Genomic DNA, 22524 nt, shown 5'->3' with positions numbered 1-22524 from the left:
ATCATGGCGACATTAACACTGACAGACATTCAAAAATCTTATCCGAACGGATTTCAGGCAATACACGGCGTTGATCTCGCGATTGACGACGGTGAGATGGTGGTTTTAGTCGGGCCAAGTGGCTGCGGTAAATCGACCCTGCTCAGAATGATCGCCGGCCTCGAAGAGATCAGTGCCGGGCAGTTGATGATCAACGAACAACCGGTCAACGATCTCGAACCCGGGCAACGGGATATTGCGATGGTGTTCCAAAACTATGCGCTCTATCCGCATATGTCGGTGTTCGACAACATGGCTTACGGGCTGAAAAACCGTAAAGTTCCCAAAGAGAAAATACGTGAGATGGTGACAGACACCGCCACTATGTTAGAGCTTGACCATCTGCTGGAACGCAAACCTAAACAGCTTTCCGGCGGACAACGCCAGCGCGTGGCGATGGGACGTGCGATTGTCCGTTCCCCCAAAGTCTTCTTATTTGATGAGCCGCTGTCGAACCTTGACGCGAAACTCCGTGTTCAGATGCGGCTGGAAATTAAAAAGCTCCAGCGTCGTTTGCAGACCACTGCGGTTTATGTCACCCACGATCAGGTCGAAGCCATGACTTTAGGCGATAAGCTGGTCGTGCTCAATCAAGGCAATATTGAACAGGTCGGCACACCGATGGCGATTTACCAACAACCAGCGTCGCTGTTTGTGGCCACGTTTATCGGCGCACCTGCCATGAACATTCTGGATTGCCTTGTCACGGCCGACGGGCTCGAACTGGGGCGGTATCCGTTGAAGATGGACACCACTTGGTGGGAGCTCGGGCAAGTCAAACTGGGCATGCGCCCGGAACATATTCAGATCGTCGAGGACAATCCGATGTTTGAGGCGACAATAGAGATGATAGAAGCATTGGGTGCAGACGTATTATTGTACTGCCACATCCGTGACAATGACGCTCAAAAGCTGATTATTCGCGTCCATGAAGGGCAGCAATTTGATATCGGTGCAACGTTAGGTCTGGCAATTCCTCTCGAACATCTTCACCTGTTTGATACAGCCAGTGAACAACGCCTGCCCTCTCCGTTATCCGTCACCGTACAGAGCGAGATCATCAATGGTTAGTCTGATCAAACAACTGACCGCAGAGCGAGCCAAAAAGATAGAATGGTTACTCACTGATGTCGATGACACCTTAACGTGGCGCGGGAGAATTCCACCCGAGACGCTCACCGCTCTCGAACGGCTGCACCGCGCTGGGGTGAAAGTCGTTGCCGTGACCGGCGCTTGTGCCGGATGGTGCGATCATATCGCTAAACTTTGGCCGTTGTACGGGGTGATTGGCGAAAACGGCGCATTCTGGATGATCAAAAATCGCCACGGCTTTCAAACCCACTACACCCAACCGGTTGAAACGATGCGTGAGCGTCAGGAACAGCTCAGAGAAAAAATCAGGACGATTTTAGCCGATTACCCGGATGTCGATTTTGCCGCAGACCAAGGTTACCGAATCTGTGATGTTGCGATTAATCTGAGTCAGGATCGCATTCCGGTCAACAAAACCATAGCACAAGACATTGCCCGGCAAATTGGTGATTTAAGCATCGATGGCGACCCCGTTAATGTGATGCTGAGTTCGATCCATATCAATGCGTGGGTAGGCGAACATAGCAAACAACGCAGTGGCAAATCGTTTTTACGCAGTATCACGCAGCAAGATGAAATTGATTTGGCAACCGTGACCTACATCGGTGATTCTCACAATGACGAAAGTATGTTCGCTTGGCTGCCCCTGACCTTTGGCGTCAATAATATTCTTGCGGTCATGGATGATTTGACCCATCAGCCCAGTTTCATCACCGAACGCAACGGTGGCTATGGATTCTCGGAGCTGGCCGATAACTTATTGCAACTGCGAGGCACATAACCGCTCCTTTTCCGTCTATGCACTGTTTTTATGAGTGAGGTCTGTTCATCAACAAAAAAGTGCTCATGAATAAAAAGTACCCATAAATAAAAAGTACTCATCAATAAAAAGCACTCATAAACGAACAGCCCCAACGTCTTTCAAGGCGCTGGGGCTGTCATTGGAAACCTACACAAGCATTGATGCAGATGAGTATTATTTGACCGTTTTGCCAATCCTGCTGGCATCGTTGGCAAACCAGATTTGCGTCACCTGACCAATCACATCATTGACCGGGACAGTTCCCCAAAACCGGCTGTCGCTGCTGTTATCTCGCCAGTCGCCAAGAACAAACAGCTCATTTTCAGGAATACGTCTTTCATCCATAGAGACCGAAATATTTCTGACTCTGCGATCCTCCGGGACAGCGAGCAAGGGCTCAGGCTTGCCATTGCGATACACCACACCATCGTGTATCGATACCGTATCATGACCCACTGCCGCAACTCTTTTAACATAGAGAATCCGCTGATCTTTCGGGTATAAAAATACGATCACGTCCCCCACTTTGGGTTGGTGATATCGGGTATTCACCGTAATCAAGTCACCGACCTGCAAAGTCGGCTCCATCGCTCGGGAAGGAATCTGATACGTCTGATAACCGAGAATAGCGCCACGCGCAGAGAACAATGTATTGGCGAGCAGCGAGACCGCCATCAATATCGCCAGATACCAATACCAGCGGTTATATGACTGTAATTGGTATTGCCGGTTTTTCAGGGCCAGTCTCACTGAACTGATGATGACAAAAATATAAAACCCGATAAAAAAAACAATCAACACTGCGATGCCATAGAACGTCGATAGCACACCAGCGATGCCTGCCACGAGGATGACACCATATTCAGCACCGATAAGTGACAAGCCCTTTTTTAAATCACCGGCATAGACATGCCCAAGACCCGGCGTGAGCACTGACAGCAGTGCTGCCCAGATTGGGTTTCTCTTTTTCGTCACAATGATTGCTTCCTCGTTCATTTAGATATGATTACTTCCGATGACAGAGCCGTTATATTTTCGCGGCTTCGATCTGATTGCCAGTGACCGTCCCCAAGACCAGACAGCTATCTTTAGTCTCAGAACTCAACACAAGCTCGCCATATGAGTTCCAGACGGCGTTGCGACCACACGTGTCCCACCCGCCGGTGACTGAAATATGATTACTCAAAAAAACAGGAAAACCATGTTCAGTCGCTGTTTGAGATAAAATCTTGGCATCCGGCACAAAGCCGTGATCTGAGATTAAAGCACTCACAACGTAGATATCGGCACCAGCTGCTTTGGCGCGCTGAGCATGCTGAGGGTCGGCAAAGTCGGCACAAACCGCCAATGCGATTTGATATCCTTTGATGTGAAAACAGTAATCCATTTCACCCGGTGAGCAATATCTCTCTTCTCCCGCATGTAAGGACTGTTTTGCATAAAACTGCACAGCACCGTCAGGAAAACAGATAACCGCACCGATTGTTGGCTTGCGCGATTGTTCCGGTTTAAGCGGGCATCCGGCGATAACGACAATATCATGGTCAACAGCGGCTTGAGATAGCATCTGGAAGTGCGATGACTCTGGCGGTACAGCCAACTCAGCCAACAGCTCAAGTTCATACCCCGTTAATGAAAGTTCCGGAAATACCACGACATCGGCTTGAGCAGAAGATGCGCGTTCAATCATATAAAGATGCTGTTCAAGGTTGGCTTTTACATCGCCTTTGATGACTGGGATTTGAGCCAGACTGATCGTAACATTTGTGTTCAAGTTTCCTCCTTAAATAATAAAACACGCTAAATGATGATTATGTGTGTGGTGACAAGACTTGAATAAGATAAGTGGCAATTTGATCGCCAATACTTTTTTGGAACTCAACACGATCAAAGCCTTGCGGATCTTGTGCGATGACGCCTAACGTCGCTTTCAAAGAATCTGGGTAAGCCGTTAAAAATGAGTAATGCCCCGCATTAGGAATGACTTTGTCAGTGAATTGCCCCATTTTTTCAAGGCCATTTTTTATCACTTGCGCATTGTACGCCGCAGTCAGCTCTTGATCTTTCTCAGCGACGAGCAATAACGTTGGAATATCGACATTGTCAAAGGCGTGTTTAGACAAAAAGAGCGCACCAACAGGCGCCATTAATACCTGAGCCCGAATTCTGGTATCTTTTGAATTCACCGTAATGTTTTGGGTTAATTCACCACTCAAGACCGGAGCACAATACGGATCGGCCAGTGTCGGTAAACTTTTACATAAATCAATCAGTGCTTTGGTCTTCGCGATGGCCCCTGAAACAACAAGGGCGGTGTACCCGCCAATCGAGTGCCCTAATACAGCAATTTTTTGTGGGTCAATATGAGCGCTAAAAGTTGGTGTTGCGAATAACTTGTCTATCGACGCAGAGATATCCTTCGGCCGATTGACATAATTCTCGACCTGACCTTCCAGTGAATTATCGAGGTAATTATTATGAGGATGCAAAGGCATCGCAACAATAAAGCCATGATGCACGAGTGAAAGCGCGATATCCTTATAGGATAAGCCATTACTCCCTGAGCCATGTGATAAAACAGCGAATGGAAAGCGACCGTCTTCCATTGCCCCGCCAATCGCAACATTCAGCGTAAAAGGGCCGAAATCAACCGACTTTGGCTTCGATGTGGTCGGATAAAGCACAAACATTGATAAACCATTTGTTGAGACATTATCTAACCGTCGAAAACCAACATCATGGGCATTTGCCGATATTGATGTCAAGATTATGAATGCCAACGCTATTTTCAAATCATTCAATTGTTCAATCCTTTTAAACTCGCTGCTCAGTCTCAGTCGAAGAACTCTAAAATGGTATAACCGCTAGATTACCAAATGCCCACAGTGTGGCGAGCTGCTGCGCAAAAGTCTATGCCTTTTCATCGGGTTAAATCCGTGTCGTTATCTTTTCCCGAGGCACTTCACACCGATGCGTCGTTCATGCTGTCAGTCACACTGATTGTGCGATTGAGACGTCAAAAAAAGAAAAAGCCGCAGACGAATATCTGCGGCCTTGAATGTAACAGTGAGTCAGAAATAGTTCTCTATTCAGCGACTTAAAAATCCCACGCATGGCAATGCTTGTTATACATTTTTTACGACTCGCGCCATATGATAGACATTCACATATTTACCATTTCTAAAGGCATAATCCACTGATTCCCCTTCAATTTGAAAGCCAAATTTTTTGTAAAGGTTAATCGCTCGCTCATTATCAGCATAAACCTCAACTTCTAAACGTCTTAGGTTTAACCATTTGTCTGAAAGCTCTACGACTGTTGTCAACAACTGACTACCCACACCTCTGCCTTGCACATGATCTTTAACACCCATACCGAAACTGCCAACATGCCGACGGCGAGGGTTTTTACAAATTTCAAAACCAATATGTCCGACGATCTCACCATCTAATAGCGCCACATACTGATACACATTTTCAGGCACATTTGAAACGCGTTTTTCCCAAGTTGCTATCGAAGGGTATGGGAGTTGTAACGTCCCCGTATAAGTATGCTCACATTCGTATATTTCTTTGATTGCTTTGGCATCTGTTGATTCTGCGCTTCTGATTTTACCTTTCACTGTACAACTTATCTCCTCATGTATAACGTCAAGCTCGACCGCCAGTGACCAACGCTCTTTTAGGGCGAAGCGGGTCGGTTGAGACGCCTTGTAATAGACGGCTTAAGAGTGCGCTTTAACGTACTTTTTAACCTTTTTTATCGCCATTTGACGCTTCAGTGGTGAAAGATAATCAATAAACAAATTACCCAACAAATGATCAATTTCGTGCTGCATGACGATAGCCAGAAAATCATCACTCTCAATTTTAATGGGCTTTCCTTCACGATCGAGAGCAGACACGACAACTGAAGTAAAACGCTCTACATCTGCGTAGTAATCAGGGACTGACAAACACCCTTCTTGACCGAATGCTTTGTCTGAACCACTGACCACTTCTGGGTTAACCAAAATCAATGGTTTGTCTCGATTTTCTGAAAGGTCGATAACGACAACCGCTTCTTTGCGACCAACTTGAGTTGAAGCCAAGCCGATACCATTGTCGGTGGCATACAAGGTTTCTAACATATCGTCGATTAACGTTTGTATCAACGAAACATCTTGTACCTTTTCCGCTTTGACTTTAAGCCTTGGATCCGGCACCGTGAGAATGTCTAAAACTGCCATAATTACCTTCTCATTCTTGGAAAATCATAATACTGAGAATAGTTACAAAAATATCTGGCGCTACATTTTGGGTCCCCAAATTCGTGACAGGTGTTTTTGTCAATTGCTTCAATTTGTTCGCTGCCCTTCACCAAAGGCTCATTAGTAATGATAACGACATGAAATAATTGTGATAGCTTGGTCATCAACCGCATAAACTAATCGGTTAGTGTCGTCAATACGGCGTGACCAAAAGCCGGCTAGATTTTCTTTTAATGGTTCGGGCTTTCCGATACCTTCAAATGGTGAACGTTTTACATCATTAATTAATTTATTTATACGCTTCAATGTCTTTTTATCTTGTATTTGCCAATATAAACGATCATTCCAAGATTCATCAGTCCATGAAAGCAATCGCTGGCTACTACTCATCCATTAAATATCGAGCGGGTTGTTTGACCTGCACGATATTGAGCGATCGAACGATTTAGATGCTCTGCGTTTTCTGGAGAACGAAGTAAATGAACGGTTTCCATCAAGCTATTGTAGTAATCCAAGGACATGACGACTGCATCCTCTGCATCACGACGAGTAATTACTGTTGTATCAGCATCATTCACGACACCATCGAGAACAGCTTTTAAACTATTTCTCGCTTCCGTAAAGGATACAATTTTCATAAAACCTCCACATGTACAGTTAACAGGACAAGTATAATCCCCAAAAACTAGCTGTACAGTTCAACGGACATATGGATTCGATAAGCAGCTAACGAATGATATGGACTCCCTCTATCTAAACCGCCATGCGCCATAGTTGGTTTGTATTTACTTAGATGTAGATGCAGCCCAAACACCAACTCCGATAATAATGATGTACTGTGAGAAGCCAAAAAATAGCTTTGTATAAACCCAAGCTTCTATAGATAAAAATGACGCCATATGGGTAGCAAAGGCAAAAATCAAGAATAGAACAGATAAAACACCATTATATAAACACCAAGATTTTGTATTTATTCTATTGTTGGAACGTAAAAATACTGGCTTAATTTTATTTATTTTATAAAGTACTGAAATTGCACCAAATGCTATACAAACTATCGTCCAAGTAATGGTTTTCGATACAATTGGGTCTACTGAATATAGATAATATTTTATTGGTGACTGACCAATCAATATCATAACTAAGCAAAAGAATAAAAAGCCTCTCATAGAGTATGACCACCAAACCATCTGCTCTGATACACTTTTATCTGTAAAATTTATTTGTCTTTCATCTACCATAATATTTTCACCATAAACCTAATGCCGCCTAAGGGGCTGGCAACGCATTACCACTAAACTCAAATACAACAGCCATAGCCACTTCGGCTCAATGGGACTGGAAACGCCACGCGTTGATAGTCCCTCTTGAGGCATTTGTTATGCGTATTTATCCAGATGTTTTTCCATAGGAACACAATCCAAACTGATACCTCGTGGTGAGTGATAAGTAGATAGTTTGTCTCCAATAAAACCACATGAGCGATAGAAAGGCGCTGCATTTATAGTTGACTCTAACATTAACAACTGCAAACCGCTTTCCTCAGCCAGACCCTCTAGAAACTTGAGCATTTTTTTTGCAGCACCCATCCCAAAATAATCAGGATCAACGAATATCGCATCGATCATACCTGTTTCAGTGTTGAGCTTACCGCTACCAACAACCCGACTATCTACTTCTGACACATAAAAAGTTTCAACAACATCCTCAATGAAACGATCAGATAGTCCACCCTGCGTCCACAATAAAAGTTGTTCTTCGGAATAATACTGTGAACACTGATTATGGATTGCGCGACTTCTTAAGTCGTAAATCACCTGAGCATCACTTTTATTCGCTTTTCTAATTGTGATCATAAATTTGCCTCCTGGCTTTTACGCATAACGCCGCAATCAGTTGCCACTAAAGGCGGTCAACTGCATTGCCTCTTGTCAGGTGTATTTCAACGCACTCAGAACCTTGAGCGAAAATTCTTCCCAACCTGGCGCAGTAAAAGCAATACTCCTTGCCCGTTTAACTGCGTCAATAGCTTCTACAGGGAACAATTTTTTAGTCCTCATTAGATATGCGGCCAAAGCTAGCCCAGTGCGATCTTTGCCTGATTTACAGTGAATAACAACCACACCATTGCGCTCATGCTGTGCAATGAAATCGAGTATCTGCGGGAGAGAATTTAAGCAAAGCTCCAAATCACCATCAAGAGCTGGTGCATTACTTGAAAGCGGAACGTTTTTGTAGGAAATACCCAATGAATCCAAGAGAGAAACATGCACCATTTCACCGTCATTCACAGATAGAATGGCAACTACATTGTTATTGTGTAGCTCATCAAGGTCCCACATACAGTTGTCAGGGCCACACCGACCAGCTACTGATTTTTCGATAAAAAATAACTGCTGCAAAATTGTTCTCCATTAGACACCTAACACCCGCTTAAGTGGTGAGCAACGCTACCACTACATTCAACTATTGCACCGTAAACACAAAATCCAAATCAAACCAAAACCGCCAAGCGTTGCGAATCCGTCTTAACCGCTTGTTATGCATCATTTGACTTCTTTGACTCTGTATAAAGTCTGTAAGGCTTAAATACAAGTTTCAAATACCAGTGTAAAATGGGGACTTGCTCTACAATTTCGTACATCAATTTTGCATAGATGTCTGGAACCCAATTTACAGCTTCATCCTTAAATTCCACTCCCACACCTATTTTTCGACTTGCAACGGCGGGCTTTGTACTGCCGGAGCTTCTATAAGAGAAAACGACACGATCATTAGGATTGAGATAGCTAATGTCAATCGAAACCTCACCACTATCATTTGTTTCTATATAAGTCGCGCCATCATCTTGATAATAATTTGTGGTAGAAACTTTAACGTCAAACAATGGAGAATCATCACCTGGAAGCAACTTAACTTCTAAGTTCTCTAGGCTCTCAGTACCTGTATTCTGAACAGCAACTTCGCCATGAAATAACTCAGGTATTACCTTTCCCTTGTATTTAATTTCAATATCAGACTTAACCATATCTTCGATATCTAACAGCTGTGAAGAAGGAGAACTAAAGATAGTTAAGTGAGGTAATGATTTATTTTTCTTCATTATAATTGCTGTACCGATGACACCAATTAACGCTCCAAGAACTACAAATATTCCATTTATAACTTCTGGGCTCATATTTTCCTCCACTCTATGATGCATAACGCCACCATAAATTGCGACCTTGGAGTTGTTCGATTTGCGATAGCGTAGGGTTAGGCCACAAAACAAACAATGGAAAAGACGTCAATTTTGATGACCTTGTTATGTTTATTTGACCTCCGTGCCACACACCAGCCTAAACATATATTGATCCGCACTCTTTCCAAGATAGCTAACTAAGCTTGGTCCCATAGGGGACATAAAAGTATATTCCGCTCCCACACTTGCATATCTTTTAGTATTATTAAGATATATAACGGCGTTTCTCCCAGACTCATTCTCTATACCGAGAGTATTTTCATTGCCACACAAAGTCACAGCTTGGCCATATGATAGAATCAAGTCTGCATTAGAATTAAAACTAGCATTCATGTTGTGGCTTTTTGTTGCAATTGCCATACCTACAATATCACGTGATTTTGTTTCAAAATAAGCACTTGTTTGCACTATATTATTTACACGACTTACGATATCACCAAGCTCCACTTTAATATTACTAGGAACATCAGATTTACTAGATATTGACGCAATTCGCTCATTCAAGGATTTTTGCTCAAGAATTAACTCTTTCGAAATATGTGTTAATTCAACTATGCCTTGAGACAAGGGGTCATCTGTCTTTAAATATTTTGATTTCAAAACATCAAATCCGAAAGTGGCTGAGCTACCCAATACTGCGCAGACAACTCCAATAAAAAGTTCCTTTTTCAATTTATATCTCCTATCTATACCTACTTAAACATAAATTAAACATAACGCCCGCTTAAGTGATGAGCAACGCTACCACTACATTCAACTATTGCACCGTAAACACAAAATCCAAATCAAACCAAAACCGCCAAGTGTTGCGAATCCGTCTTAACCGCTTGTTATGCCTGTCCTAAAACGCGCTCAATAAAAGCTGACTTTTTTCGACGATACTCTTTGTGAGACCAACCTGCACAAGACATTTTGAGTTCATTGTATTGTTGAACCAACTCAGGGCTTTCGCGGAGCTTGTCCCTAAACCCCACAAAGAAGTCAAATTCTGAGCCATTCGCTACGACTTGGAAAGCGACGTCTTCACCTGAGCTATTTTCCAGCATGCAAAGCTCTGGAGTTCTTAGCGTATTGGATTTTTCATTGAAACCTAAAGTAGAAAGTAACTTGACTGCTTCCTCTAACTCGTTACCGTTAACACCAACAAGTATGTCCAAGTCTCCCTTAGATATAGCATTAGGGATAGAAGAAGCTCCAATATGCTCAATTGTTGCGTCTGGAAGTAAAGCAGCTATCTCAAGTTCGTACTTACGGTAGAGGCTTTCACAAGATGCCAAATATTCATCTGGTTGGTAAAACTGCATATTTTCTCCCAAAAGACATAACGCTAGGAACAGTTGCAAAATACTTGGCACTATATTTTGTGAAGCAAAATTCGTGGCATGTATTTTGTCAATTGCTTCGTCTTGTTATGCCTGTTTATCACTACATACTTCAAGATTGAACATTTTTTGTGATTGCCCACTAATGTTATAGGCAAGGGATGACTCTATAGAAGATATAATCCGAATTATATCTTCTATTCTTTGGACTGAAACAGCTTTTGCGTCTTCACGCCTGCTCATAAAACCAACTAAATCTTCACCATTGAAGGGATTATGAATAGAAATGCCATTAAAGTGTAACTTTACGATCACTTCCCCTTTAATAAACAGTTTTCTAGAACTTTCAAAGACTTCTTTCAAGAATATTCCAGCTTCTTCCCTGAAAAGGAATGGGTGTCTTTCTAGCTTGTTTATTGCTTCATAAAGAGGTTCTTTAGATTGCAGAAAGTAAAAATAAGCTTCTTCCGTTTTATCAATTTTCAACTTGTTCGCAGCTTCCTCACGAGCTAACGACTGTTGTTTTTCAAGATGTTCAAATCGTGCCTTTATATCATTTTGCAATCTTTTATCCATTCTAACTTGAGCGAGATAAAATGTTGCGAAGGCAACAAGAATAGATCCTAATTGTAAGACTAACTTAATTATTTCAATATCATCAAACATTAAACTCACCAATTTCGTTCAGAGGCATAACATTCCTTATACAGAACCACTCTATGAGAATGCTTCTGTATAACTTAATTCTTTTTCTAAACTAAATCTCACAACTCACCATCAAGTAGTAAAAAAGTCGGATCTTTTTCAACATCTATCGCAAAATACTGACTTGTTCTATCTAATTTATCCACGTTGTGATTTGATAATAACTGTACATAAAAACAGTGCTGGAGTTATTAATGACATTCCTGTTTCTCACGAATTTAAAAGAGTTGATGCTGGCTCGTTACTACGCGTGAAAAACCATTAAAACGTATCTTTATTGGGTGGTGTAAAGAGTCCGCTTTCACATCTCATGGTGTAACATGACATTTTTCCACGCTACCGCTCTTTCGCATACGAAATGTGGGTATAAACATTTATCAATTCATTGCATATATTTATAGCAAAGAGTCACTGTAATGCCTACGGTAAATGGGGAATCGACTATAAAAAAACAATCTGGCTAGCGGATGAAAATAAGGGGATAAAGAGGAAAATACGGGGCACACATCATTTTCGATGCATGCTGAATAAGTGGAATCACCCCTCAAGCCGCGTCAGACAAATCTTCTCCACCAGTGCTTTCAATTTTTCCACTTCCCCTTGCAGATACACCAGTTCTTCTTCGGTGATTTCGTAATGCATCGAGTAACGGGCATCGATGTAAGCGCGTTGCAGGCGGCGGAAGCTGCGGCGGTGGAATTTGTCGTCCATCGGGAAAATATCGGCAAAGGCAAGGTCTTGCTCGGCACAGTATTTTTTCAGCTTTTCGATATTGTGGGTTTTGGGTAGGTAGTTGGTCAGAACCAGTAAGGTACAGGCAAAGAATCGCTCTGCGGCTTGATGAAGATTGAAAGCAGCTTCACTTAACCATTTTTTCTCAGATAGTAGAGTGCTATAGACATAATAATATCGCTGTGCACTTTCAAACCAGTAATCATAATGCTTCTGGGCGATTTGATGGCGTTCTTCATCGGTCAGATCCCCCGGCTCGGCCAGCGCTTTCGGCGTCGCGGCAAAGATTTCGATGCCCTCTTCGCGAATATCCTTGAAGAAGTAGTGACCCTGTCTGAGCTGTTCATTGACCTCTTCCAAGGTATGCACAATCAGACCCAGCGGTGCACTTTTGACTTTGCGGTCGATCTGCTCTTCCGCCCTGCGCCAGATGAGATCTTCTTCCACCAGTGAGGATTTGTTGACGATCACCAGAATGTCGTAATCACTGACATAGCCGTTGGGAATATCCCGCACCCAACCACCTTTGGCATGGCTGCCGAACAGAATGATTTTCAGGATCCGAAACTCGGCTTTACTCCCCTGCTTACCAACGAGGTATTCTTCCAGCGTATCGCGCAAAATGGTCGAGATCAGCGCAAGTTCATGCTGTTTACGTTCGGGAAGGTGGTCGAGTGAAGTCTTCATACCTGAATGATTTGAATCAGTTAGTGAACAATACCCACAGTGTGGCGAGCTGCTGCGTAAAAGTCTATGGCTTTTCATCAGTTTGAATCCATATCGCGACCTTTTCCCGAGGCACTTCACACCACTTTATTTTTTATGCTGCAATGTTGAGGGGCTGGTGCGAGTGAGGCGTCATAAGGAAAAGATCTCAGTCTCTACATCATAGCCGTGATCACACAACGCCCCTGCCACCACCCGAATACGCTTCGAAAGCGCCAATCGGCGCTCTACTCAAATATGCGGATAACTCACCCGGCCAGCTTTTCAAACTCATGCGTAGCAGCAATTTGTAAGAAATGTGAACGGTTTTTGTACTCTGGATGAACCTTGACCAAATCATCGATCTTTTTCAGGTAAAGGGTCGGGAGCGTTGCATTAATCTTAATGGATTTCCCCAAAAACGGCTCAACATCAATATCAACAACAGCCCAAGCCCACCCGAGATATTCCGGGTCTTTTTGCCACGTCGAAAGATCACCCGCTTTCGGTGGTAATTTACCGTGTTCAGCCAAATCTTCTAAATAAAACTCAGCCGCGTCTTTTGCGTTTAACAATGCTTCATCCAAGGTATCTCCGGCTGAGAAACATCCGGGTAAATCGGGAAACGTCACGCCGTAAGCATGTTCCTTATCGCCGGTATCAATTGCAATGGGATATAACATAATGTTCGCTCCTACGTATCCTACGTTCGGTTATCAGTGATAAGTGCAACCAAAAGGATTTACAGCCCCGCTTGTCTCTTTATTTTGTTGACCAACCCAATTTTTAAATCTTTTTTGGGATGTGGAACAATGATCGGATCATCATGAGCTGGATGTCGGAACTTGTGATGACTTCCTCTGACACTGACTAACTCCCACCCGTTCTTTTTCAAGAGATTAATTAAGTCTGCACTTTTCACTGAATCTCCTATTTTTTAACACGGAGTTATTATAACCCCCCGAGGATAAATAAGCACATTAAAATAACCCTAATAACCCCGAAATAATCTACCCCTTCAATGCAACAGTTTGAATCCGTATCGCTGCTTTTCCCGAGGCACTTCACACCACTTTATTTTTCATGCGGCAATGTTGAGGTGCTGGTGCGAGTGAGGCGTCAGAATGGAAAAGGCCGCAGATACATATCTACGGCCTTGAATGTCTTGCCTTACCAAGAAATGGGCAGCAAGCCCTGAATCGTTTTATGATTGAATTGGACGGCTATATATCGGATTGCATGTCATGACTGGCTCCATGCTCTCGTTTGTATGTTTCGTTGCCGATGTTGAAATCACAGAAAAACGAAACATAACCGCGAACCTTTAACAAACCGATATGACTCGATTTTCTAATACGGTGTTCGCGCCCGCACGCTCAATGATTTTTAACAACACCGATTGAATCGCTTCGTCTTCTCTGACGTCTTTATCACTCGTGAATCGTTGTATTTGAGGTTCGCCATTCTCTTCAGATAAAAAGGTGATCGCGACTTCCGTCGCCATATCTGCCGTTTTGCCGAAATACTCTACGGAGATTTGCGGATAACCGTTGAACCCCCTTTGTACGCGTTTCAGTATGCGTTTTTTCGCTTTATCCACATTCATCAGTGAATCCTTTTTGGTAGCTGAGCTAAAAAATATGTGGATGTCGCACCATCCCGCGGTCACCAATCGTTCGCCAACTCTCTGCGATACCTCTGATGAAGTCATCGAATCCATCATAATGTCCGAAGCGACAAAAGTATGCATCTTTTCTGGCATCAATACATAAGTCGAGATCGTCATCAATACTTATCTGCCGATAAGCGATTGCCATACTGACCTTTGCTCTTCAGCACTTAACGCTTAGGCGACTGATGGTGGTACACAGTGCTAGACTAGTGTTTTCTCGTTATGCTGGTTTTTCAACACGATCACCATGACTTGGTGGCGTAGATGTGACAACGAAATGTAGATCGGTATGACCACGATTACTCAATTGGTGAGGTGTGTTGCTTGGTACATGAAAACCTTGGTTTTGCAGTAATTCAAAAGTTTCGCCATTGACTTCGAGTGTCGCGCAACCGGATAACACAAAGAAAAATTGTTCTGACTTGTTGTGCAGATGACGAACCTCTGAACAACCCGGGGGAACTCGCTCTTGAATGACGCTGAGGCTCTGAGACTTAACCAAGTGCCAACCATCACATTGCCCACCCCATTGATAATGTTCTGAATTATCCTTAGATACGACTGCCAAATTTCTTCCTCCGCCCCAATGAAAGTGATGCGCCACTCTGCCATCATACCTAAACCACTGATCTTGTCAGCCATATATTTGCCTCTGAGATTGCGTGATGTTCAGGCTTAGTAGGATTCACTTTCCTTGCCTTTCTTATTTCATTTTTCTTGTGGCTAAAGCTTGTTGCTAAAGCTTCTCGCTGTTTAAGAAACATCAAGAAGTCACTTTGACTGATGAATGGGTTAACTTCACCACTTTTTTATCACGAAGAACAGACAAGGCCGCAGACGGATATCTGCGGCCTTGAGGTGGGAGTAAGTCAGAAATGGGGGACTATCTAACTGTCGCTCTCCCTCGCGAATATAGTCGGTACTTTATGATCGGTACTTCATTGCGGGCGAGAAATGTTTCGCCCACTCAACCTATGGCGCAACTGCTTTGCCACTGTATCGATCAATCCGTCCGGGGCATAACCCCTTCGCTCTCAAATTACGGGCAATTTGCGCAACGGCGTTGTTGGTGTTGCTGTAGCCATCGTGCATTAAAATGATCTGTCCGTTTTGCAGTCGATTCGCTGCATTCACAATGGCGCTGGTGCTCGCGTTGTTCCAGTCTTTGGAATCCACATCCCAAGTTACCACGCGCATACCAAGATTTTGTGCTGCCTGCTGAATCGTTGAGTTCACTTCACCATATGGCGGACGATACAAAGTCGGTGCCGGCGCTCCGGCATTTTGGATCGCCTGACTGGTTCGGCTTAGCTCATTGATGATTTGTTGATAGCTGTAATTCGACATGTGGGGATGAGTGTAGCTGTGGTTTTGAACTTCACCCACCTCTTTCATTTGGGATATCCGCCACGAGTTGCGACTAACGCGCTGCCCCCAAGCAAACCATGTTACCGGTTTAAGGTTATTTTGTTTCAGAAGGTTGATGAGTGTCCCTGTATTACTGGTAGGGCCGTCGTCGAAAGTGATACCGACATAACCTTGGCACGCGTTGTTATCGCCGCCGTTGTTGCCGTTGCCAGAGCAGTTGCCGCTAAAGCAATCATCAGTATTACCAAAGCCAATGACACCATTACAGTCCATGTTTTCAGAATATGAGCCACCACCGCACTTACCATTGTCATAGGTAGAGGTGTTGTATTCCATATCTTCAGCCTGTCGGGTTTCACCGTTGACATAGACCCAGTCTAAGACGACATCACGACCATTGGTATCGTTGTCATACTGAACTTGTATATCCCCGGCAGCTTTCCCCTTATAGGTGTACTCTTGATAGCTGTTGCTTAAATTCCAGCTGGCGACCGCAGTACCCCCAATCAGTAGGTTAATGTGCTCTTGGCCACTGATGCCCATTGCGCGGACCACAATATCGGTACTGCTCGAGCCGACGTCACCGTCGCCATTATCACCGCCGCCAGTGCTGCCCAGCGTGATGTTCGAGCTACCACTGCTTTGATAACCCTCGGTAGCCATTACCATGTAATTGAATTTTCCGAGGTTTAAGCCCTTGCCGGCCCATGCATCGAAGTGATTGCCGGTGGTGATCGTCCCACCAGTGCGTTTTTGCTGACGCACACTCCAGTATTGATAGAATGTGGATTTGTCCCCTTCAATCGAAGGCTTATCTACCCGCAGAGTACGATAAATATCGTAGGTGCCGCCGTCAGTATTCACGGTACCGTAATAGGTTCCGTTTGTACCGGGTCGATAGCTGCCCCAGTTATCAACGATGTAATACTCAACCAGCGGATTGGTTGTCCAGCCGTACAGCGCTAGGTAGCCGTTACCGGAAGGGTTAAAGGTACCTGAATATTTTACGGCGCGTCGGCCGCCCGGGTTCCAACCTTTACCGCCAACCCAGTTGCCGGTGTTGTGCCATTGTGAGCTGTAATTTCCGCCATCTCCCAATGTCATAGAAACGGTACCTGGCGCATCAGTCCAGAATGAATAGTAGTAACCATTTTGGGTGCCGGTTTCGTTCGAGGTGAGGGTTTTTGCCTCACTGGCAGTTGCCGACAAAACGCCCGCAGTTACGGTCAGAATAGTCAAAAATTTTTTTGCACGAGTGGTCGTCGTTTTCACTATGGCCATTTTTATTCTCCAGTTTTACCTCTCAACCAATACGACTTACAGAGGTTGGGTCGTTAAGTACAATTCATGTTCTTGCAAGCAAGTTTTTGTTTGACTTAACACACTGCTTTTATTATTAAAAAGAGTTAAGTGATGAATATTTTAGAAGCCACCCCCCGAATAGACAATGCAATTTTTCCCAAAGGTGAACGCGCTCAAAATAAAAATTAATTTAATAATGCAGTTATGAAAAAAAATAACAAAACCATTCGATTTAAATAATTACCCCTGCGGATAAATTATTATCTAAATCTGTTATTGTTAAATTTAAAAAAAACCAGCATACCTGTCATTAACTTAACGTAAAAGTCATGTTACGCCCATATTAACTGGCTAAAATTGTAGACTAAATCGTGTGAGATACGCACAACAACCCACTGTTTTTCATTTGGTTACATGAATAACCCGTTAGTTATACTTGCCCAAATTTGCCTTATAACTCTCTATTTTAGATTGCGTTCCCGCTCTTTTCCCTTTGAGACAATCACACATCACTTCGATTAATTAATCCCTTTAAAATTCTAATTTTAGAATAAATTCATTGAATTCAAAGTTCTCTTTACAAAATTACAAACTTTAGAACACAATTATTATATAAATCACCCTGATTTTTTGAATGAGGTTCAATATTCTGCTTGCCATTATTTATAAGAATCAACTGATTCAAATATATCTTTTCTGCAACATGAATATTGAAAATTGAATTCTATTCCGGTCTTATTTATCGCTCTCCCCACATTCTCGCGTAGTCTTCGAATTCTTTAAATTTATTTTATAGGAATTTCTCTCGCTCATCGATGCATTCGTCAGACCCCATTTCAAACTCACGACATATCCAGGGACGGTTTTCATAAATCGTGCACATTAAAGTTTCTCGATCTACAGCAGCGCACCAACCGTCGTCGAGACGCATCATTGTCTCACTACCGTATTGGTCACGTTCAATAAATTTTTCCGGCACACCGGTATCTGAAATGATCATGACTTCAAGACGGCAGCAACATGCTTCGCAGTTTGAGCAAGATACATTTGAAGAAGATACATTTGAAGAAGAAAGATTTTTAGTGGGTATAATCATGAGTCACTATCATTGGGTCAATTGTACATAATACCGTAAATTTAAGGTGCTTGGCTCATCAATCATGAAATATTCTGCGGCGCGTACATGTCGAGGTTCCGAGGCAAATGCCGCCGTGACGCAAAGATGATCAAGGCCAAGTTTCACCATTACATGCCTTTCTTTCTGCGATGGGTCACCTGTTCACCGCCAATGCCCCAGTTATCAGTTTCCACCTCATCAATCACAACGACCGTGGTGGCCGGATTTTTATTCAACACCCTTTCAAGTAATTCGGTCACACCGGCAATCAGTTCTCCCTTTTGCTCAGCGGTTGCGCCTTCCTTGGTGATTTTAATATTGACGTATGGCATCCATGTTCTCCTCAAGCTATCGCTAACATCTTGCTCACGGGTCAGTGAGCAGCGTAACAGATGATTTTCCGTATGCAGCAACGGATTATATATATTGTTGTGCCTGACTTACTTTTTATAAAATAGCTTATGTTTTATCAGATATGCGTTTTATAAAATAATAGCGACCTAAAATCACCATTAAAATCCCACCCAGCACTAAAATTGCTGACATGATCAGACGGGAAGTAATCACTTCAGATACAAATATAACACCGCCAAAAGTCGCAATGACCGGGACAGCTAATTGGAGCACGGCGGCTTGTATCGAGGAAAGGCCGCTTAGCGCAATATACCAAAGCGTATAACCAATCCCGGAGGTAATACCGCCGGATACAATCGCTAACCAGATTCCTTCTGATGAGTAACCGGCATGGCGCATTGTGATGAGGGTTAGCATGATCACCAGCGGAACAGACCTGAAAAAATTATAGGCTGTATCCAACAGCGGATTTTTCGAAGCTCGGCCTTTCAGGGTATAAATTCCCCATGCAACACCAGATGTCGCCATCAGCAAAAATCCCGACAAGGATGGTGCGCTGACGCCCGGAAGAATCAAATAAACAAACCCGGCGAAAGCTGTCGTGATACCTAACCACTCCGTAACATGTAGTTTTGTGCCAGAGAAAAGGGAGTGCAATATCATGGTAATTTGAACGGCACCGAACAGAATCAGCGCGCCGGTTCCGGTGTCTAACGAGATATACGCATAGGAAAAGGTCATCGCATATAGAAATAACATGAAGCTGGCAGTCCAACTCCCTTTCGGACGGGCATCTTGCGTTAGGGTGTCGGTATTCTTTTGCGTAGTGAGAACGATCAAGAACAGCACAACGGCGCCGGATAGTAGCCGAATCGCCGTAAAGCTTGACGCATCGATGGCTTCATGACCCAATGCTAATCGACATAGTACCGAGTTAGCAGCAAAAGCAATTAATGCCAACCCAGTCAGTATGACTATTTTAAAAAGTGAATGACTGATAATGAACAATCCTTATATACAATAACCTTATCAATAATAGCCTTATTAACAATATTTTTATTAACAATATGTTTATTAACAACAGCCCCTTATTAACAACAGCCTTATCAACATGATGCTTTGTTATAACACAACTTTCAGCAATGGCCACCTAACGAGCCACCCTTTTGCATCAACACGCTGTTCAAAGGTTTCCCGTGACCGTTTAGGGTTATGTGTGATGCAGTAACCAAATAGCGACTCAAAACCAAAAGCAGCAACACATTCATACTGATTTGGAGCAACTTGGCGAACAGCGATAGCCGTTTCTTTTTCTGGCCAATAATGCATTGCGTCCACGGTGCCTTGGTAAGGCGAGTCACCATGACGTTCATGCATGATTGCTTGATTACGGACTTGCCAATTCAGTTGTGGCATACAAGTTTTGAGTCGCGATTCATACACCGAACAGGCACTGGGATTCTGCTCGTGAGGGTCAAAGTAGATCACATCGACGTCATTCAAAGGCGTTGACACGTTGACATCATGCAATGCGTCCCAAACTAAATTTCGAACGAAACCCGCTGCAATATAGCACTGAGGCAACCCCAATTGAGACACGTGATTGAGTGCCTCAACTCGGATTGGATCTTGCCTGATGAGTTCGACGACTTTGTCCATCTTCGCGTTAACCCTGTCCGCTTACATTTCCTTCAGTTTAACGTGAATTTCCATTTCTACATATCCATCCACTCTCGCATCGTTCAGATAACGTTCTAACATCGGGAAATTATCTGGCTCAAATCCACTCTCAGGCAACCAATCGGCATAAATACTCAACTGAGCTTTAATGGTTTCTTCTGGGCGACCTTTAAAATAGAGCACCGCATATTTACCCTGCGGTATTTCAGACAGTAAAAATGGCGGCTTGACTTGAACCTGCTCACCAATCACAACTGAAGCGGTGTAACGACATTTATCAACCGGCGTCACTGTTGGATTATCAAACGCAAAAGCGAATCGTTTTTGCTCATCTTGCTTTATGCCATTGTTAGCAGCCCAATCGATCAGCTTGTCCCATGCTTCATATATGCCTTCTGGCTCATAACCTCGCTGTGAGGCTAAAGTACATACGCGTCGGCTCTCAAATTCTTTGACTTCAATATTCATATTTACATCCTCTGAGTTAAGTTGATTTATCACTTCATTTGTGATGCGAACAGGATACAAATCAGAGGGATGGAAAGCTTTTCCATACTTGCTAGATATTTTTCCAATCTTGCTATCTTTCACTTTTGCCGGGTTACGTATTTCTGACGGGCTAAAACCGAAGTGCAGCTTTACCGCTTTTGAAAAATTGGCACTTGACGAGAACCCGCTATCTAAAGCTATCTGAGTCACCGATAACTCAGGTTTAAAAATCAAGAGATTGACGGCGCGTTCAAGTCTTCGCCTAACAATGTAATCATTGACCGTCTCACCAACCATACCGGTAAAAATTCGATGAAAGTGATAGACCGAAAAATGACTGACATTTGCCACTTCAGTCAGTGAAATTTTGTTATCCAGATGCGTTTCAATGTATTGAATAACGCTATCGATACGCTTCTTATATTCTTTATTCATAGAGACCTAATTTAGGAATATGGCAAAGATACTCAAGGAAAGATAAAACCGCGGTAAGGTGAACGCCACCAACCTAAACCAATGTGCCGTCAACACACTAAAGCCGGACACCGAATGACTTTAGGCCTTGCTCACATTGGGCAGCGTTTTCAAACTGAATGCCCGTCATACCAACAGATTGTGCGCCTTTGACATTGTATGGCATATCATCGATGAACACGGTTTCTGAAGCCTTTAAATCATATTGAGCAAGCAGTGACCGGTAAATTTCTGGCTGAGGCTTCAATAAGCCAACTTCCGCAGAAACTATCGCCCCGTCAAACAAATCCCAGAATGTGTAGGTTGTTTTTAGATAAGAGACAATTTCATGAACATTATCGGTTAATGCCAGAACATGGTAGCCGGCAGATTGACAGCGCTTAATCAGGTCAACAGAACCGTAGATGAGAATCTGTGTCTGTTTCACATAATAAAACAGCCGCTCACATTCTAGCTCCGTTAACCCTAAGGCTTCTTTATACTGAGCTTTTGCCTCATTCTCAGTGATCAAACCTTTATTCAAACTTAACCAAGTTTCAGACTGAAATATTGACTTCGCTTGCTCTTCAACAGCACTGCTGTCATCAAAAGTAAGCCGGATAATCTCCAAAGGATTCCAGCGAACCACCACATTACCGATGTCAAAAACGACGTTTTTAATATGAACAGAAGTCATTTTGTACTCCTTTGATATAACAGTTTTTAGATGATTCATTTCAATCTGAAAATCTGTTACCAACCCGTGATTCGCAGCGTTTGCTGCTATTCACCCTTTGAAGACCAATGTTGAGCCTTTGCTTGCAACAGTGTTAACCAAATACGATTTCATTACCAACATGTATGATGTTTGGGCAATGACCGATGACATGAACTGTCCCTGGTTGTTCTGGTTCCAGTTGACCATCAAATTTAATCGTTATATGACCTAAATTGGCCAAATTCTGGCTTACAGCACTCCCGACTGCCGTGACGATAAAGTCTTTATCTGCAATAAGTAATGTGCTTTGGGTCGTGATAGCGCCTACATGCTGCCCTTGATCATGAATAAAGCAGTAGTCTTTCACGTCTTCTGGCGCAGTTTGGTTAAACAAAATGATCATATTTTCTTTTAACGCTTCATTCGCTAGCATACCTATCTCAGTGATTGTCGCTTTGAATTGGAAAGTCATCATCCGACCTA

30 protein-coding genes are annotated in these 22524 nt (G+C 43.3%); 2 read left to right on the top strand and 28 right to left on the bottom strand.

What is annotated here, in order from left to right:
• Positions 1–3: 3 nt before the first annotated feature.
• The gene (locus OCU60_RS19200) at positions 4–1110 is read left to right on the top strand and encodes a sn-glycerol-3-phosphate import ATP-binding protein UgpC (protein WP_074371249.1); all 1107 of its coding nucleotides are present in this window, start codon (positions 4–6) and stop codon (positions 1108–1110) included.
• On the top strand, positions 1103–1912 hold the full coding sequence (locus tag OCU60_RS19195; protein WP_074371250.1) for an HAD-IIB family hydrolase: 810 nt from the start codon (positions 1103–1105) through the stop codon (positions 1910–1912). Before OCU60_RS19200 ends, OCU60_RS19195 begins: the two co-directional genes overlap by 8 nt.
• 195 nt (positions 1913–2107) lie before the next feature.
• On the opposite strand, the gene lepB is transcribed toward OCU60_RS19195, so the two are convergent.
• From lepB to OCU60_RS19050, 28 genes are all read right to left on the bottom strand, one after another.
• Positions 2108–2908 (bottom strand): signal peptidase I, encoded by an 801-nt coding sequence (gene lepB / locus OCU60_RS19190; RefSeq protein ID WP_159439430.1) that lies wholly within the window; start codon positions 2906–2908, stop codon positions 2108–2110.
• Between the two features lie 52 nt (positions 2909–2960).
• Positions 2961–3707 (bottom strand): carbon-nitrogen hydrolase family protein, encoded by a 747-nt coding sequence (locus tag OCU60_RS19185; protein WP_074371251.1) that lies wholly within the window; start codon positions 3705–3707, stop codon positions 2961–2963.
• Between the two features lie 37 nt (positions 3708–3744).
• Entirely contained in the window at positions 3745–4623 is an 879-nt protein-coding gene (locus OCU60_RS19180; RefSeq protein ID WP_139302083.1) for an alpha/beta hydrolase family protein, read from the bottom strand.
• A 435-nt stretch (positions 4624–5058) separates the two neighbouring features.
• Positions 5059–5556, bottom strand: coding sequence for a GNAT family N-acetyltransferase (locus OCU60_RS19175; RefSeq protein ID WP_021020996.1), 498 nt, complete (start codon positions 5554–5556; stop codon positions 5059–5061).
• 102 nt (positions 5557–5658) lie between these two features.
• Entirely contained in the window at positions 5659–6162 is a 504-nt protein-coding gene (gene def / locus OCU60_RS19170) for a peptide deformylase (protein WP_074371253.1), read from the bottom strand.
• A gap of 141 nt (positions 6163–6303) precedes the next feature.
• Complete coding sequence (locus tag OCU60_RS19165; protein WP_074371254.1) at positions 6304–6573, bottom strand: Txe/YoeB family addiction module toxin; 270 nt, start codon at positions 6571–6573, stop codon at positions 6304–6306.
• A complete protein-coding gene (locus tag OCU60_RS19160) occupies positions 6570–6821 on the bottom strand; it encodes a type II toxin-antitoxin system Phd/YefM family antitoxin (RefSeq protein ID WP_074371255.1) in 252 nt (83 codons plus the stop codon). Before OCU60_RS19160 ends, OCU60_RS19165 begins: the two co-directional genes overlap by 4 nt.
• Before the next feature lie 147 nt (positions 6822–6968).
• Positions 6969–7424, bottom strand: a complete 456-nt coding sequence (locus OCU60_RS19155; RefSeq protein ID WP_074371256.1) for a hypothetical protein — start codon at positions 7422–7424, stop codon at positions 6969–6971.
• Positions 7425–7562: 138 nt separating this feature from the next.
• Entirely contained in the window at positions 7563–8039 is a 477-nt protein-coding gene (locus OCU60_RS19150) for a GNAT family N-acetyltransferase (protein ID WP_074371257.1), read from the bottom strand.
• A 75-nt stretch (positions 8040–8114) separates the two neighbouring features.
• Positions 8115–8585: a protein-tyrosine phosphatase family protein gene (locus OCU60_RS19145; RefSeq protein WP_074371258.1), complete on the bottom strand. Its 471-nt coding sequence runs from the start codon at positions 8583–8585 to the stop codon at positions 8115–8117.
• 137 nt (positions 8586–8722) lie between these two features.
• On the bottom strand, positions 8723–9361 hold the full coding sequence (locus tag OCU60_RS19140) for a hypothetical protein (protein WP_139302084.1): 639 nt from the start codon (positions 9359–9361) through the stop codon (positions 8723–8725).
• A 132-nt stretch (positions 9362–9493) separates the two neighbouring features.
• A complete protein-coding gene (locus tag OCU60_RS19135; RefSeq protein ID WP_074371260.1) occupies positions 9494–10096 on the bottom strand; it encodes a hypothetical protein in 603 nt (200 codons plus the stop codon).
• Between the two features lie 158 nt (positions 10097–10254).
• Positions 10255–10728, bottom strand: coding sequence for a GrpB family protein (locus OCU60_RS19130; RefSeq protein ID WP_074371261.1), 474 nt, complete (start codon positions 10726–10728; stop codon positions 10255–10257).
• 105 nt (positions 10729–10833) lie between these two features.
• On the bottom strand, positions 10834–11412 hold the full coding sequence (locus OCU60_RS19125; RefSeq protein WP_074371262.1) for a hypothetical protein: 579 nt from the start codon (positions 11410–11412) through the stop codon (positions 10834–10836).
• A gap of 576 nt (positions 11413–11988) precedes the next feature.
• Complete coding sequence (locus OCU60_RS19120; RefSeq protein WP_074371263.1) at positions 11989–12870, bottom strand: HEPN domain-containing protein; 882 nt, start codon at positions 12868–12870, stop codon at positions 11989–11991.
• Positions 12871–13157: 287 nt separating this feature from the next.
• Complete coding sequence (locus OCU60_RS19115; protein ID WP_021021012.1) at positions 13158–13571, bottom strand: type II toxin-antitoxin system HicB family antitoxin; 414 nt, start codon at positions 13569–13571, stop codon at positions 13158–13160.
• Positions 13572–13630: 59 nt separating this feature from the next.
• Positions 13631–13810 carry a type II toxin-antitoxin system HicA family toxin gene (locus OCU60_RS19110; protein WP_074371264.1) on the bottom strand — a complete coding sequence of 60 codons (180 nt, stop codon included), beginning with the start codon at positions 13808–13810 and terminating at the stop codon, positions 13631–13633.
• A 402-nt stretch (positions 13811–14212) separates the two neighbouring features.
• A complete protein-coding gene (locus tag OCU60_RS19105) occupies positions 14213–14494 on the bottom strand; it encodes a hypothetical protein (protein WP_182288787.1) in 282 nt (93 codons plus the stop codon).
• A gap of 25 nt (positions 14495–14519) precedes the next feature.
• Positions 14520–14705, bottom strand: coding sequence for a hypothetical protein (locus tag OCU60_RS19100; RefSeq protein ID WP_162493844.1), 186 nt, complete (start codon positions 14703–14705; stop codon positions 14520–14522).
• Positions 14706–14780: 75 nt separating this feature from the next.
• Positions 14781–15128, bottom strand: a complete 348-nt coding sequence (locus tag OCU60_RS19095; protein ID WP_074371307.1) for a cupin domain-containing protein — start codon at positions 15126–15128, stop codon at positions 14781–14783.
• A gap of 404 nt (positions 15129–15532) precedes the next feature.
• Positions 15533–17209, bottom strand: coding sequence for a glycoside hydrolase family 11 protein (locus OCU60_RS22975; protein ID WP_083602548.1), 1677 nt, complete (start codon positions 17207–17209; stop codon positions 15533–15535).
• An 811-nt stretch (positions 17210–18020) separates the two neighbouring features.
• The gene (locus tag OCU60_RS19080; RefSeq protein ID WP_074371265.1) at positions 18021–18326 is read right to left on the bottom strand and encodes a YkgJ family cysteine cluster protein; all 306 of its coding nucleotides are present in this window, start codon (positions 18324–18326) and stop codon (positions 18021–18023) included.
• Between the two features lie 149 nt (positions 18327–18475).
• A complete protein-coding gene (locus tag OCU60_RS19075; protein WP_074371266.1) occupies positions 18476–18679 on the bottom strand; it encodes a 2-hydroxymuconate tautomerase family protein in 204 nt (67 codons plus the stop codon).
• A gap of 127 nt (positions 18680–18806) precedes the next feature.
• Positions 18807–19709 (bottom strand): DMT family transporter, encoded by a 903-nt coding sequence (locus tag OCU60_RS19070; protein WP_261854758.1) that lies wholly within the window; start codon positions 19707–19709, stop codon positions 18807–18809.
• 114 nt (positions 19710–19823) lie between these two features.
• Positions 19824–20360 carry a nucleotidyltransferase family protein gene (locus OCU60_RS19065; protein WP_074371267.1) on the bottom strand — a complete coding sequence of 179 codons (537 nt, stop codon included), beginning with the start codon at positions 20358–20360 and terminating at the stop codon, positions 19824–19826.
• 21 nt (positions 20361–20381) lie between these two features.
• Positions 20382–21305, bottom strand: coding sequence for an AraC family transcriptional regulator (locus OCU60_RS19060; RefSeq protein WP_074371268.1), 924 nt, complete (start codon positions 21303–21305; stop codon positions 20382–20384).
• Positions 21306–21402: 97 nt separating this feature from the next.
• Positions 21403–22020, bottom strand: coding sequence for an HAD family hydrolase (locus tag OCU60_RS19055; RefSeq protein WP_074371269.1), 618 nt, complete (start codon positions 22018–22020; stop codon positions 21403–21405).
• 133 nt (positions 22021–22153) lie between these two features.
• The gene (locus OCU60_RS19050; protein WP_074371309.1) at positions 22154–22513 is read right to left on the bottom strand and encodes a PTS glucitol/sorbitol transporter subunit IIA; all 360 of its coding nucleotides are present in this window, start codon (positions 22511–22513) and stop codon (positions 22154–22156) included.
• Between the last annotated feature and the right edge of the window lie 11 nt (positions 22514–22524).

It is taken from the genome of Vibrio spartinae (genome assembly GCF_024347135.1).
GTDB lineage: Bacteria > Pseudomonadota > Gammaproteobacteria > Enterobacterales > Vibrionaceae > Vibrio > Vibrio spartinae.
This window is presented reverse-complemented; position numbering and strand designations above follow the sequence as displayed.

Coding starts and splice junctions, on each gene's coding strand:
- OCU60_RS19200 (WP_074371249.1), top strand. CDS start 4: ATGGCGACATTAACACTGACAGACATTCAAAAATCTTATCCGAACGGA.
- OCU60_RS19195 (WP_074371250.1), top strand. CDS start 1,103: ATGGTTAGTCTGATCAAACAACTGACCGCAGAGCGAGCCAAAAAGATA.
- OCU60_RS19180 (WP_139302083.1), bottom strand. CDS start 4,623: ATGTTTGTGCTTTATCCGACCACATCGAAGCCAAAGTCGGTTGATTTC.
- def (WP_074371253.1), bottom strand. CDS start 6,162: ATGGCAGTTTTAGACATTCTCACGGTGCCGGATCCAAGGCTTAAAGTC.
- OCU60_RS19165 (WP_074371254.1), bottom strand. CDS start 6,573: ATGAGTAGTAGCCAGCGATTGCTTTCATGGACTGATGAATCTTGGAAT.
- OCU60_RS19160 (WP_074371255.1), bottom strand. CDS start 6,821: ATGAAAATTGTATCCTTTACGGAAGCGAGAAATAGTTTAAAAGCTGTT.
- OCU60_RS19155 (WP_074371256.1), bottom strand. CDS start 7,424: ATGGTAGATGAAAGACAAATAAATTTTACAGATAAAAGTGTATCAGAG.
- OCU60_RS19150 (WP_074371257.1), bottom strand. CDS start 8,039: ATGATCACAATTAGAAAAGCGAATAAAAGTGATGCTCAGGTGATTTAC.
- OCU60_RS19140 (WP_139302084.1), bottom strand. CDS start 9,361: ATGAGCCCAGAAGTTATAAATGGAATATTTGTAGTTCTTGGAGCGTTA.
- OCU60_RS19130 (WP_074371261.1), bottom strand. CDS start 10,728: ATGCAGTTTTACCAACCAGATGAATATTTGGCATCTTGTGAAAGCCTC.
- OCU60_RS19125 (WP_074371262.1), bottom strand. CDS start 11,412: ATGTTTGATGATATTGAAATAATTAAGTTAGTCTTACAATTAGGATCT.
- OCU60_RS19120 (WP_074371263.1), bottom strand. CDS start 12,870: ATGAAGACTTCACTCGACCACCTTCCCGAACGTAAACAGCATGAACTT.
- OCU60_RS19115 (WP_021021012.1), bottom strand. CDS start 13,571: ATGTTATATCCCATTGCAATTGATACCGGCGATAAGGAACATGCTTAC.
- OCU60_RS19105 (WP_182288787.1), bottom strand. CDS start 14,494: ATGAATGTGGATAAAGCGAAAAAACGCATACTGAAACGCGTACAAAGG.
- OCU60_RS19100 (WP_162493844.1), bottom strand. CDS start 14,705: ATGGCAATCGCTTATCGGCAGATAAGTATTGATGACGATCTCGACTTA.
- OCU60_RS22975 (WP_083602548.1), bottom strand. CDS start 17,209: ATGGCCATAGTGAAAACGACGACCACTCGTGCAAAAAAATTTTTGACT.
- OCU60_RS19080 (WP_074371265.1), bottom strand. CDS start 18,326: ATGATTATACCCACTAAAAATCTTTCTTCTTCAAATGTATCTTCTTCA.
- OCU60_RS19075 (WP_074371266.1), bottom strand. CDS start 18,679: ATGCCATACGTCAATATTAAAATCACCAAGGAAGGCGCAACCGCTGAG.
- OCU60_RS19065 (WP_074371267.1), bottom strand. CDS start 20,360: ATGGACAAAGTCGTCGAACTCATCAGGCAAGATCCAATCCGAGTTGAG.
- OCU60_RS19060 (WP_074371268.1), bottom strand. CDS start 21,305: ATGAATAAAGAATATAAGAAGCGTATCGATAGCGTTATTCAATACATT.
- OCU60_RS19055 (WP_074371269.1), bottom strand. CDS start 22,020: ATGACTTCTGTTCATATTAAAAACGTCGTTTTTGACATCGGTAATGTG.
- OCU60_RS19050 (WP_074371309.1), bottom strand. CDS start 22,513: ATGACTTTCCAATTCAAAGCGACAATCACTGAGATAGGTATGCTAGCG.